The organism is Dinghuibacter sp. (assembly GCF_035492835.1).
Taxonomy (GTDB): domain Bacteria; phylum Bacteroidota; class Bacteroidia; order Chitinophagales; family Chitinophagaceae; genus Dinghuibacter.
In genome coordinates this window covers 16,841-28,960 of sequence record NZ_DATJIY010000070.1, presented here as the reverse complement: position 1 = coordinate 28,960, position 12,120 = coordinate 16,841, and the positions used below count along the sequence as shown (strand labels likewise).

Here is a 12,120-nt window from a genome sequence, read left to right as displayed (position 1 = left end):
AGACTCCAACGCGACCGCGACATGGCCATCCTCTTCATCACCCACGACCTGGGCCTCGTCCGCGAGGCCGCGGACCGGGCCCTGATCCTTTACCGGGGCCGCCTGCTGGAAGAGGGTCCCGTGCCCACCGTTTTTGACGCGGCCAGGCACCCTTATACCCGCGCCCTCCTGGCGTGCCGCCCCGCCAACACCCCCAAGGGCCACCGCCTCCCCGTGGTCGAGGACTTCTGGCAAGGCAACGACGACTCCAGCGCACCCGTGGGCCGTCCTTCCTCTGGCGCCGGCGCAACCTCGCCTGCCGTCCGCCCGGTCCCGGCGGGCCGCCCATCTCCCGCCGCCCCCGGCACGACCGCTCCGGACACGACCGCTCCGGGCCAAGACGTCTTGCTCCGCATCGAAAACCTCCAGGTCCACTTCAAGACCCGCCACGCCCCGCCCGTAAAAGCCGTCGACGACGTCTCCTTCGACATCCGCGAAGGCGAAATCCTCGGCCTGGTCGGAGAATCCGGCTCCGGCAAAACCACGATCGGTCGCGCGCTCCTCCGGCTAATCCCCATAACCCACGGCCGTATCCTCCACCGCGAAAGGGACATGAAAACCTTAAAGACCAGCGACTTCCGCCGCGACCTCCAAATCGTCTTCCAGGACCCCTATTCCGCCCTGAACCCACGGATGACCCTGGGCCAAACCCTACGGGAAACCCTGAAAAAGGCAGGCGCCGCCACCCAGGGAACCGCCGCCGGCATTCCGGGAACCAGCGGAACCGCTACCGCCCGGACCCCGGCGGACATGCTCGACCTCGTCCACCTCCCCCGGACCTTCGCACAAAAGTATCCGCACGAATGTTCCGGCGGTCAACGCCAGCGCATCGTAATCGCCCGCGCGCTCGCGATGAACCCGTCCTTCGTCCTCTTCGACGAATCGGTCTCCGCCCTCGACGTCAGCGTCCAGGCGCAGATACTCAACCTGATTGGCGATTTGAAACAAGCCCTTGGCTTTACAGCGGTATTCATCTCCCACGACCTCGCCGTGGTCCGCTACCTTTGCGACCGCATCGTCGTGCTCAAAAACGGCCGGATCGAAGAAACCGGCGATGCCGAGTCCGTCTATAACCAACCCCAATCGTCATATACCCGCTCCCTCCTGGAGGCGATCCCCGACAGAACGCAAAGGCTACCTTGAGTCCTATCTCAGAAATCCCGCAGAACTAACCTTTATGCCATCTTTTTGCCGCAGCCTTTTTAGCTATCTCGGCCCGCCTTTCGGGCGTGAGGCTATCGGCCCGGGCGCGTCCCCCCTTCAATCCACCAAGTCTGCCCAGGGCGACAGCTGCGGGGTTCTTTTCTTTTGGATTGGGAATATCATTTTCCTTCCCGCCGGTAGTTTTTGCCATACCCAAATATAAAAATCTCTTGCTTGCCCGCTCAAGCATACGAGGAGTATTTGTACCGTCAGGTAAAACCCGCAATTGTTTTTACTCGTTTTTAAGGATATTTGAAAGGGTAGATACCCCAAAATCCGTATTTTGACAAATTGTATAATAAGAAGTACCTTTGCAGCCCCAAAATCTCATGCCGTAACATGACACCCCGGGGTGAAAAAGACGGGTGGTTCACAGTCAAATAAAGCAAATGAAATTATCCCAGTTCACGTTTGACCTACCGTTAAATCTTATTGCCCAGCACCCTGCCAAGAAGCGAGACGAAAGCCGGCTTATGGTCATCGAGCGAAAAACCGGGAATATAGAGAACCGGAACTTCAAAGACATCATGGACTATTTCACGGACAAGGACGTCTTTGTCGTGAACAATACCAAGGTCTTCCCGGCGAGGATGTACGGACGGAAGGAAAAGACCGGGGCGAAGATCGAGGTCTTCCTGCTCCGCGAGCTCAACAAACCCAACCGACTCTGGGACGTGATCGTTGATCCGGCCCGGAAGATCCGGGTGGGGAACAAGCTGTACTTCGGGGATAACGACGAGCTGGTGGCGGAAGTGATCGACAACACCACTTCCCGCGGCCGGACGATCCGCTTCCTGTTCGAAGGCAGCGACGACGAGTTCCGTAACATCCTGGAAACCCTGGGCGAGACCCCCCTGCCCAAGTATATCAAGCGCAAGCCCGACGAAGAGGACAAGGAACGCTACCAAACCGTGTACGCCAAGTTTGAAGGAGCGGTGGCCGCCCCAACCGCCGGTTTGCACTTTAGCCGCGAATTGATCAAACGGCTCGAGATCCAGGGCATCCGTTTTGCCGAGGTCACCCTGCACACCGGTCTGGGCACCTTCCGCCCGATCGAGGTGGAAGACCTGAGCAAGCATAAGATGGACGCCGAATACTACCGGATCGACGAATTCGCCTGTAAGATCGTCAACAAGGCCAAGGAGGAAAACCACCGCATATGTTCCGTGGGCACCACGACCATGCGCGCCCTGGAATCCTCGGTGACGGCGCAGAAGCTGCTCAAGCCCTCCGAAGGCTGGACCAATACCTTTATCCATCCTCCTTACGACTTCAACATCGCGGATTCGCTGGTGACCAATTTCCACCTGCCGAAAACCAGCCTGCTGATCATGGTGTGCGCCTTCGCGGGCTACGAGCTCACCATGGAGGCCTACAAGAAGGCGATTAAGGATAAATACCGCTTTTTCAGCTACGGTGACGCCATGCTGGTCCTGTAATTATGAGACCGATGAGTAGCAAAGTGCCGAAGGACACGCTGACGATCATGACCGAGTTGGTTTTGCCCAACGACACCAACGGTTTTGGCAACCTGATGGGCGGCCGGCTGATGTATTGGATGGACATCGCCGCGGCCATAGCGGCGGGCAAGCACTGCAACGCCCCGACGGTCACGGCCTCGGTGGACAATATCTCCTTCGAAAGCCCCATCAAGCTCGGGAACGTGGTGCACATCGAGGCCAAGGTGACCCGCGCCTTTACCTCTTCGATGGAGGTCTACCTCAAAGTATGGGGAGAAGACAGCACCCAGCAGTACCGGTACAAATCCAACGAAGCCTACTATACCTTCGTGGCCCTGGACCCCAACCGCAAACCCCGGCCGGTGCCCCAGATCGTCCCCGAAACGGAAGAGGAAAAGGCCCTCTACGAAGGGGCCCTGCGCCGCCGCCAGCTGAGGTTGATCCTGGGGGGCAAGATGAAGCCCGACCAGGCCGACGAGCTGAAGGCGCTTTTCTTCAAATAGCCGGCGAATCACCGCGCCCTGAAAGCAAATCCCACTACGACAGTGGCCGCCCCCGTATTATTGCTGCCATCCTCCGCATACCGCTGGATATTCAACAACCCATAGTTGCCTCCGGCATGGAGGAAGACATACCCATGCCCGCACTTCTTTTCCAACCCCACCCCGCCCTGGATGCCGAAGTTGAACCGATGGATCTGGTTGGTGATGTCCTCGTTACCGGTAAAATCCTGCTTGGGCGCGGGGAACTGCTGCTCTTCGGCGGGGTCGTAGTAAATATTGCTGGAATCCTTGGTGATGGCATTGGCGTGGAGCAGGTAGCCCATATAGACGCCGCCGTCGAGGGTCAGCCGCCAGCCCTTCCCCAGGGGAAGGCGGTATTTGGCCAGGATCGGGAGCTCGAGGTATTTCAGCTCCGCCTTGCTGTCATAGTTGGCATATACATACTCCGGGAGGGTGACGCCGGGAAAGTAGGACTGGAAGGGGGCGGTAGGAACCCCTTGCTCGCCGTTCTTCTTTGCCCCTTGTAAGGAGTAATTGAACTCGGCCTGGATAGACCAGCGGCTGTTCTTGTGAAAGGCCCGCCCGGCGAAGACCCCGAAATAGGGCCCCAGGATAGAAGAATAGCCGGCGCTGACCGGGGAGCCGTTCCCCGCGGTAAGGTTAGGAATACTGATGCCCCCTTTTACGCCCAGGTAAAAAGGCGTTTGCGCGGAGGCGGAGCCCGCCGCCAAAAGCAGGAACAGGGTAAGCGCTCTCAACTTTTCCATTGCAGCAAGTATTTGAGCCTAAATATAAGGGAAAAGTCCAATTTGTATAGCCGGGAGCGCTAGGCGTAGTCGCCGGGAGCGCCGGCAAAACGGCGGAGCCTAGGGGGCGCGCCAGCTGAAGCCCTCCGACGAACCAAACGGCCACGCCTACTCGTGTGCCTGGTGGTGCCCCTTCCGCGCATGCTCAGGCGTCTGCTCGATCGCCTCCATGACCTGTTCCAGGATGCGCTCCGTGGATTCGTTGTAGTCCAGGTCCATGGGCGGTTTGAATTCTACAGTGAGGTGCGTGCCCGCGCGGCGTACGCCGATACCCTTTTTCTTGAACGCCCTCCAGAAACCGCCGATGACGATGGGGACGACGATCGGCTGGTTCTTCTTGATGATAAAGGCGGTGCCTTTGCGGCCGGGGGCGAAGGGTTTGGTGGTGCCCTGCGGGAAGGTGATTACCCAGCTCCGGTCGAGCGTCCTTTCCACCTTGCGGGTGTCCGATGGATCGAGCCCACGCCGGACTTCCTTGCCGCCCTGCACCCAGGTGCGTTTAACGGGGATCGCCCCGGCCAGGGAATAGACGCGCGTCACCCAGTCCTTGGTGATGGTCTCTTCGGCGGCAACGTAGTGCACGTTGGTGTAGGGCGCCAGCAGGTAATACGGGACGCCGAGCTTGTTCCGCTTGCCCCACTTTACCGCGCAGAAAATATGGAGGAGGGCGATGACGTCCACAAAATATGTCTGGTGATTGCTCACGAAGAGCACGTTCCGATCGGGTAGATTCTCCAGATGCTCTGTACCCCGGATGGTCATTTTGTTGCGTAAAGCAAGCCCGGGATAGGACAGCGCACCCACCACAGAATATACCAGAGACTTAATGATCTTAATCTTTCTTATTCTTTCGGCGAGCTTGCTCATTCCATTCATTCTCCGTGCGCAAAATAAGATAAATGCCTCGTTTTAAACTAAAAAAACTCTTTGCCGTACCTTTGCGCCGTATGTTGCCAACCACCGTAATCTTCGACATGGACGGGCTGCTGATAGACTCCGAACCCTTGTGGGGTGAAGCCGCCGAAGAAATCCTCGCCCGTTTTGGCGTAAAACTGACCAACGAGCAATATCACCAGCACACGGGTTTGCGGACGTGGGAGTTCCTGACATGGTGGTTCGCCTACTTTGGCATCGCGCCGGAGCACATCGAATCGGCCGAACGGGACCTGGTCGACCTGGTCATCAGTAAAGTCACGGCAAAACCACGGTTCCTCCCCGGCGTGCCGCAAATCCTGGAGTTCTTCCAACAACGCGGCTTCGGAATCGGCCTGGCCAGCTCCTCCCCTATGCATCTTATCGATACTGTGGAAGCGCTTGGACAACTGGGACGGTTTATACAGGTAAAAACTTCCGCAGAAGGGCTGCCGCTGGGCAAACCGCATCCGCAGGTGTACCTCGATTGTGCACGCCAGCTGGGCGTTTCACCGCTCGACTGCATCGCCTTCGAAGATTCCTTTAACGGAATGATCGCCGCAAAGGCCGCGCGTATGCGCTGCGTGGTGGTTCCCGCACCGGCACAGCAAAATCAATTAAGGTGGAACGCCGCCGATCTGAAACTCTCATCCCTGGCGGATTTCAACGAAAATCTACTGAAAGGATTTAGCAACGATAGGGCTCCTGCGCAATCCCTTCAAAATTGTTAAAGGTGTTGCGTATATCGAATTATTATGTAACTTAGTCAAATCCTACCTCTGGCAAGGGCCGACATCACCTCAACATTCGAAGCGCTACTATCACCTTAAACTGGTATAAGACTTGTAGCCATTTACTACCGCCCCTTGCACCTCACGAGAACTTGCAATGGATAGGGAAATACTGTTAGGACTTAATTTTCTAAAACTGGATTGTCGTTGTAAAAACCGATAAAAACTAAATCTATGGAACACGTGACACTTTCTCCCGCAAGAATTCGTAAGAACAAGTACGTAGCCCGCAAGCTCAACGACCTGTTGGACATTTTGCACGAGCTGAAAGTCGGCTTGGAGCAGGTAGCGGAATCTGTCACGGATAAACAGATACGGAAAACGATTACAAGCGTGGCGCTGGAAAGCAGCCAGTATGCCACCGAGATCACTTCCAAGATCCAAAGCCTCGGCGGCCGGCCGCACCCGACCGGTCAGGAGCGGAAGTACAACCTGATGGGTCTCGACCCGAAGGAGGGCGCCCCGGAGGCGGAACCTGAAGTACTGGCCCGTTGTTACTCCTCCGAGAACTTTATCGTCAAGGCCTATCGCGATTTCTTAAACGAATATACCCCATACGAAGACGTTCGGTCCCTGATCAGGGCCCAGCTCAACGGCATCCTGTGCGCCTTTGTCCAGCTCAAGCTGGTCAACCTCGCACTCCGCTCGTAGCCCCGATTCCCGATCGCCTTGTACCCTCACCTATGCAAAACATTCTACCGATGATACACATGAAAACATCCGATCCTACCTTCGTCGTGCGCGTCAATGAATTGATCGCCATCAACAACGAGCGTTTCAAGTCTTACGCCCGGGCCATGGCCAAGACGCACGACAGCACCTTTCGTTCGCTTTGCGCCCAGAATAAAGAACGGGCCATCCATTTTAACCTTCAACTCATCCGTCTTCTGGTCGAAACCGATCATATGCCGGAGCTGGGGCACGAAGAGTTCCACCTGGCCGCCCCATTCCCGGAAGAGAACGGCGGCGTCAACCGCAAGGTCTGCTTCTGGTGGGATTCGCTGGCGCTGAAAACCTACCAACGGATCATACGGGAGCTCACCCATATCCCCAAGGAGCTCAAGCGCATCCTGTTACAACAACAGGAAATCCTGGAGAACGACCGGCGGTATTCGGCGATCGCGCTGTAGCCGTCGCTTACCGACGTTCCCCCGCGGTTCGCCGGAATCTCCTTGGCGGCGGCGTGTGAACGACCTACATTTGACGGGTCAATTCACCGTATGGCCCTTTCCCGCAGGAACACAGCCCCCGGAAGAGGGGGACCCGGAAAGCCCCTCACGCTTTCCAACCTGAAGCAGGTCTTCAGGGTATTTCGCTTCCTCCGCCCCTACCGCGGACCATTCACCCTTGCCTCTGTTTTTCTCGTGATCGGCAGCCTAACAGGGATGCTGATACCCGCGCTCATGGGCGTACTGATTGACAGCGCCAGTCCCGGAGCGGGCCATGCCGTGCCCGCCGGACACACCATGCCCCAATTCCGCCTGAACCCGCATTGGGACACGACCACGCTCGGCCTGGCACTGGTCACCCTGCTCGTACTCCAATCCATCGTCTCCTATTTCCGCGTTAGCCTTTTTGCGAAGGTCACCGAAAAAACGATGGCTTCGGTGCGCACCCACCTGTACGACCATCTCATGACGCTCTCCATACCGTTCTACGAAAAACGACGCGTGGGCGAAATCATCAGCCGGAGCACCAACGACGTGGATCAGTTGTCGGACATGCTGTCCGGCACGCTACCCGATTTCGTCCGGCAGCTCGTCGCCATCGTTTTTGGCGTCGGCTTTATCTTCTTTACCTCCGCCAGGCTCACGCTCCTGGCCCTGGCCATCGTACCCGCGCTGATGGTAGCCACCTTCTTTTACGGCCGATTTATCCGCCGGCTGGCCCGCCAGCGGCAGGACGCGCTGGCCGATACCAGCATCATCACCGAGGAAACCCTGCAGAACATCCACACCGTCAAAAGCTTTTCCAACGAGGAATATGAATCGAAACGCTACCGGACCTCGCTAGGGAAGGTCGTGGCGCTGGGCATCCGCGGCGCGGTCTACCGTGGCGGTTTTGCCACGCTGCTTTCCTCGGGCGTATTTGGTTCTTTTATCATCGTGCTCTGGTATGGCGCAACCCTGGTCAAAAGCGGCGCGCTGACCTATGGCGAGCTCGTATCCTTCATGCTCTATGTCGGCTTTATCGGCGGCGCGGTCGCCCAGTTCGGCGACCTCTTCGGCCGGCTGAGCCGTTCCATCGGCGCCTCCGAGCGCCTCTTCGAAATCATGGAAGAACCCGGCGAATTCGCTACCCTCGATACCGACACGCCCGCGCCCGCCCCCAATCTTCGCGGATCGGTCGCGCTCGACCATCTCCATTTCGCATACCCCACCCGGACGGACATCGAGGTCTTGAAAGGGATTACGTTACACATACAGCCAGGGCAAAAAATCGCGCTCGCCGGTCAAAGCGGCGCTGGGAAGTCCACCATCGCACAGCTTATCCTGGGTTTTTACAAACCCACCGCGGGCGACCTCCTCTTCGACGGCAAGCCCGCGGAATCCTATGACCTCCGGACGCTTCGCCGCCAGATGGCGGTCGTCCCCCAGGAGGTCCTGCTTTTCGGCGGCACCATCCGCGAAAACATCGCTTATGGCCGCCCCGGCGCCTCCGACGACGCGATCCGCGAAGCCGCCCGCCAGGCCAACGCTCTTACCTTTATCGAAAGCTTCCCGGAGGGGCTCGACACCATCGTGGGAGAAAGGGGCGTAAAGCTGTCCGGCGGTCAGCGCCAGCGCATCGCCATCGCACGCGCCATCCTCAAGGACCCGGTCATCCTCATCCTCGACGAGGCAACCAGCGCGCTCGACTCCGAAAGCGAGCACCTCGTCCAGGAAGCCCTCGAAAGCCTGATGCGCAACCGCACCACCCTCATCATCGCCCACCGCCTCTCCACCATACGCCACGTGGACCGCATCTTTGTCCTCCAGGAGGGCAAAATCGTCGAGTCGGGCTCCTTCGCCGAGCTGGAAAATAAGCCGGACGGCGTTTTCCTGCAACTGCTCAAGCTGCAGTTCCAGAAACACGCGCAGCAGGTCAGTTAAACGCGTTGAACCCGGTGATGTCCATCCCCGTAATCAGCAAGTGAATATCGTGCGTCCCCTCATAGGTGATCACGCTCTCCATGTTCATCATGTGCCGCATGATGGAAAACTCCCCGGTGATCCCCATGCCACCCAATATCTGGCGGGCGTCCCGGGCAATCGTGGCCGCGATCTCGCAGCCGTTCCGCTTGGCCATGCTGACCTGCGCCGGCGTTGCCTTGCCCTCGTTCATCAATACCCCCAGGCGCCAGTTGAGGAGTTGCGCCTTGGTGATCTCGGTGATCATTTCCGCGAGCTTTTTTTGTTGGAGCTGGAAGGCGCCGATCGGTTTATCGAATTGAATCCGCTCCTTACTGTAACGAAGGGCGGTGTCGTAGCAATCCATGGCCGCGCCCACGGCCCCCCAGGCTATCCCGTACCGGGCCTTGGTGAGACAGCTGAGCGGCCCCTTGAGCCCCTTGACCCCTGGCAGGACATTCTCAAAAGGGACGCGCACGTTGTCAAACACCAGCTCCCCCGTGGCGCTAGCGCGGAGCGACCATTTTCCGTGGGTTTCCGGGGTAGTGAAACCGGCCATGCCGCGCTCCACGATGACGCCCCGGACCACGCCTTCCTCGTCCTTGGCCCAGACGACGGCTACGTCGGCAAAGGGTGCGTTGCTGATCCACATCTTGGCCCCGTTCAGGACGACGTGGTCGCCGGCCCGGCGGATATTGGTTTGCATACTCCCCGGGTCCGAACCATGGTTGGGCTCGGTCAGTCCAAAACACCCCATCCATTCGCCGGTAGACAGTTTCGGCAGGTACTTCTGCTTTTGCGCTTCACTCCCGTAGGCCAGGATAGGGAACATCACCAGCGACCCCTGGACCGAGGCCGTGGACCGTATCCCGCTGTCACCCCGTTCCAGCTCCTGCATCATCAACCCGTAGGAGATGTAGTCGAGACCGCCACCCCCATATTCCACGGGGACGGTCGGTCCGAAGCAACCGAGACTGCCGAGCCCCTGGATCACCTGTGTAGGAAACTCCGCCTTTTGTGCGTATGTTTCGATAACGGGCGTGATCTCTTTCTTCACATAGGCGCGCACGCTTTCCCGGACCAGCTTGTGCTCATCGGTCAACAGTTCGTCCAGGAGATAGTAGTCGGGGGACTGGAAAAGGTCTTGGGGCATAACGATCGTTTATTAGCGCTCACTGGATACGAATGTAGGAAAAATATTTCCGCTGATTTGCAACATCCGTCCGATGGGCTTGTTTTTAATAGTAGAGATGGAGATTGCCGCTCAGGTACATATCAACACAAGCGAGCTGGTGCGCCGAAGCCGGGCCGGGGATGCGCATAGCTTCCAGCTGCTATACAGGCAGTATGCCAGGGCCATGTACAACACCGCCCTCCGCATCCTCAGCCACGTAGCCGACGCCGAGGACGTGCTCCAGGAAGCCTTTATGGACGCGTACCGGAACCTCGATCGGTTCGAGGAACAGGGCACCTTCGGGGTCTGGCTCAAAAAGATAGTGGTCTACAAATCCATCAACCAGCTCCGGAAGAAAAAACTGGTGCTGGTCGATACCCCGGAAAACTGGGACGCCGAAGAACCGGTGTCGACGGACTGGGAGACCGAGGCGCTACAGGTAGAAAGTATAAAAAACGCCTTGACGCAGCTCTCACCCGGGTTCCGGACCGTGCTCAGTCTCTATCTCTTTGAAGGCTACGACCAGGAGGAAATCGCCGGCATCCTGGGCGTGACGCACGCCACCGTCCGGACCCAATATATGCGGGGAAAAGCCAAATTATTACAAATCATCCGACAAGGAGGTGTCAAATGAACGATCCATTAAAAAAATACATCAGGGCCCACCGCGAAGACTTCGACAGCGAAGCCCCGGACCCCGCCGTTTGGGACCGGTTGTCCCAGCGTATAGCCACGAACGCCACCCCGCCCGTCCGGTCGCTCCGGTCTTTCCGCCGGGGGCTGCTCGCCGCCGCAGCCGTGGTGGCCGCGATATGCCTCCCGCTGATCCTGCACAACCGGAGTGACCGCCCGCTGGCGGTGGCTCAGGTCGACACGGCTGCCAGTGAGGAGGCGCTCTACGACCAGGAGATCTACCACGTCTCCCAGATCGTCAATATCAAGTTCCGCGAACTGGAAAAAATCAAGGGAGCCCATCCCGAACTATACCAACGCTTTTCGGCCGATTTACAAAAACTGGACACCGCCTACCGGCAGCTCAAGGACCAGCTACCCAACCAATCCAACCAGGAATTGCTGCTACAGGCGATGCTCCAAAACCTCACCCTGCAGATCGATCTGATCAACCGACAGCTGGGCATTATCGAACAATTGAAAAATGAAAGCCATGCAAGAACGACTACGCACATTTAATATCGCCCTGCTCTGCCTGACGCTCAGCGCGAGCGCCGTAGCAGGCGACGTCACCAGGGAAAAGGACTATTCGAAATCGTACCCGCTTTCCTCCAGCGACAATGTCTCCATCAGCAACAGCTTTGGCAAGGTCGACGTACATACCTGGGACAAAAACGAGGTCAAGGTGGACGTGCACATCAAGGTTACCGCCGAGGACGAATCCGACGCCTCCTATATGCTGGGGCAGATCAAGGTCGAAGACGACAAATCGGGTTCCCAGGTCGACTTCCACACCAACACGGACATGAACGACCATGAAGAGCACCACAACCGCAAGCGAAGCTTTTCCATAGACTATACCGTCTATATCCCCGCGACCCAACCCCTCAACCTGAAGAACAGCTTCGGCCCCACCACCATGCCCGATTACAACGGCCCCGTGGAGCTCACCAGCAAGTTCGGCAGCCTCGACGCGGGCAGACTTACCTCGGTCAAAAGCCTGCACGTCGAATTCGGGAAGTGTCAGGCAAAAAGCGTTAACGGGGGTTATATCGCCATAAAATTCTCCAAAGCCAACATCGATGAAGTCTCCGGTAACATCGACGCCGACTTCGAGTTCTGCGACGTCATGGACCTGCGCGTGGCTTCGGGTATCAAGGGGCTCAAGATCACGAACAAGTACACCCACCTCAACCTCCGGATCGCCAGCGGCATTCCGGCGAAATTCGACATCTCCACCAACTTCGGATCGCTCAACAACAACAGCGGGTACAAGATCGAATCGTCATCGGATGAAGACGAGGGCCGACACCACCCGATGTTCAAGAAGAACTACACCGGCAAGTCGGGGGACGGTTCCGTGGATGTGATCCTGCGCGATGAGTTCGCCACCGTCGACATCAGCTAACGCTCAAGCCCGCAACGCAAGGCTACCACGCTTTTTTGTATT

Annotated in this window: 14 protein-coding genes; 10 read left to right on the top strand and 4 right to left on the bottom strand. The window is 57.8% G+C overall.

All coding sequences use genetic code 11. From position 1 onward, the window contains the following. A partial coding sequence (locus VL547_RS07020; RefSeq protein ID WP_325576681.1) for an ATP-binding cassette domain-containing protein occupies nt 1–1,182 on the top strand: 1,182 nt, incomplete at its 5' end. Nucleotides 1,183–1,207: 25 nt separating this feature from the next. Here VL547_RS07020 and VL547_RS07015 read toward each other — a convergent pair. After that, entirely contained in the window at nt 1,208–1,432 is a 225-nt protein-coding gene (locus VL547_RS07015) for a hypothetical protein (RefSeq protein WP_325576679.1), read from the bottom strand. Nucleotides 1,433–1,631: 199 nt separating this feature from the next. Between VL547_RS07015 and queA the strand changes: the two genes are divergently transcribed. Together queA and VL547_RS07005 are read left to right on the top strand one after the other, a co-directional pair. After that, entirely contained in the window at nt 1,632–2,681 is a 1,050-nt protein-coding gene (gene queA, locus VL547_RS07010) for a tRNA preQ1(34) S-adenosylmethionine ribosyltransferase-isomerase QueA (RefSeq protein ID WP_325576677.1), read from the top strand. Nucleotides 2,682–2,692: 11 nt separating this feature from the next. After that, nucleotides 2,693–3,205 carry an acyl-CoA thioesterase gene (locus VL547_RS07005; RefSeq protein ID WP_325576675.1) on the top strand — a complete coding sequence of 171 codons (513 nt, stop codon included), beginning with the start codon at nt 2,693–2,695 and terminating at the stop codon, nt 3,203–3,205. Nucleotides 3,206–3,213: 8 nt separating this feature from the next. Here VL547_RS07005 and VL547_RS07000 read toward each other — a convergent pair whose 3' ends face one another. Both VL547_RS07000 and VL547_RS06995 read right to left on the bottom strand, forming a co-directional pair. After that, a complete protein-coding gene (locus tag VL547_RS07000; RefSeq protein WP_325576673.1) occupies nt 3,214–3,972 on the bottom strand; it encodes a porin family protein in 759 nt (252 codons plus the stop codon). A gap of 147 nt (nt 3,973–4,119) precedes the next feature. Further along, nucleotides 4,120–4,773 carry a lysophospholipid acyltransferase family protein gene (locus tag VL547_RS06995; protein ID WP_325576671.1) on the bottom strand — a complete coding sequence of 218 codons (654 nt, stop codon included), beginning with the start codon at nt 4,771–4,773 and terminating at the stop codon, nt 4,120–4,122. Nucleotides 4,774–4,958: 185 nt separating this feature from the next. Between VL547_RS06995 and hxpB the strand changes: the two genes are divergently transcribed. From hxpB to VL547_RS06975, 4 genes are all read left to right on the top strand, one after another. Further along, nucleotides 4,959–5,654: a hexitol phosphatase HxpB gene (hxpB, locus tag VL547_RS06990; RefSeq protein WP_325576669.1), complete on the top strand. Its 696-nt coding sequence runs from the start codon at nt 4,959–4,961 to the stop codon at nt 5,652–5,654. 234 nt (nt 5,655–5,888) lie between these two features. Next, entirely contained in the window at nt 5,889–6,365 is a 477-nt protein-coding gene (locus VL547_RS06985; RefSeq protein ID WP_325576667.1) for a DUF2383 domain-containing protein, read from the top strand. Nucleotides 6,366–6,415: 50 nt separating this feature from the next. Then, nucleotides 6,416–6,844: a hypothetical protein gene (locus tag VL547_RS06980; protein ID WP_325576665.1), complete on the top strand. Its 429-nt coding sequence runs from the start codon at nt 6,416–6,418 to the stop codon at nt 6,842–6,844. Between the two features lie 90 nt (nt 6,845–6,934). Next, nucleotides 6,935–8,806, top strand: coding sequence for an ABC transporter ATP-binding protein (locus VL547_RS06975; protein WP_325576663.1), 1,872 nt, complete (start codon nt 6,935–6,937; stop codon nt 8,804–8,806). Here VL547_RS06975 and VL547_RS06970 read toward each other — a convergent pair. Then, nucleotides 8,799–9,977 carry an acyl-CoA dehydrogenase family protein gene (locus tag VL547_RS06970; RefSeq protein ID WP_325576661.1) on the bottom strand — a complete coding sequence of 393 codons (1,179 nt, stop codon included), beginning with the start codon at nt 9,975–9,977 and terminating at the stop codon, nt 8,799–8,801. The two genes, VL547_RS06975 and VL547_RS06970, sit on opposite strands and share 8 nt — an antisense overlap. A 73-nt stretch (nt 9,978–10,050) precedes the next feature. Between VL547_RS06970 and VL547_RS06965 the strand changes: the two genes are divergently transcribed. The 3 genes from VL547_RS06965 to VL547_RS06955 are packed head-to-tail and all read left to right on the top strand — an operon-like array spanning nt 10,051 to nt 12,078. Further along, on the top strand, nt 10,051–10,632 hold the full coding sequence (locus VL547_RS06965; RefSeq protein ID WP_325576659.1) for an RNA polymerase sigma factor: 582 nt from the start codon (nt 10,051–10,053) through the stop codon (nt 10,630–10,632). Further along, nucleotides 10,629–11,189 (top strand): hypothetical protein, encoded by a 561-nt coding sequence (locus tag VL547_RS06960; RefSeq protein WP_325576657.1) that lies wholly within the window; start codon nt 10,629–10,631, stop codon nt 11,187–11,189. Before VL547_RS06965 ends, VL547_RS06960 begins: the two co-directional genes overlap by 4 nt. Continuing rightward, complete coding sequence (locus VL547_RS06955) at nt 11,164–12,078, top strand: hypothetical protein (RefSeq protein ID WP_325576655.1); 915 nt, start codon at nt 11,164–11,166, stop codon at nt 12,076–12,078. The genes VL547_RS06960 and VL547_RS06955 overlap by 26 nt, the downstream gene beginning before the upstream one ends. Nucleotides 12,079–12,120: the final 42 nt, after the last annotated feature.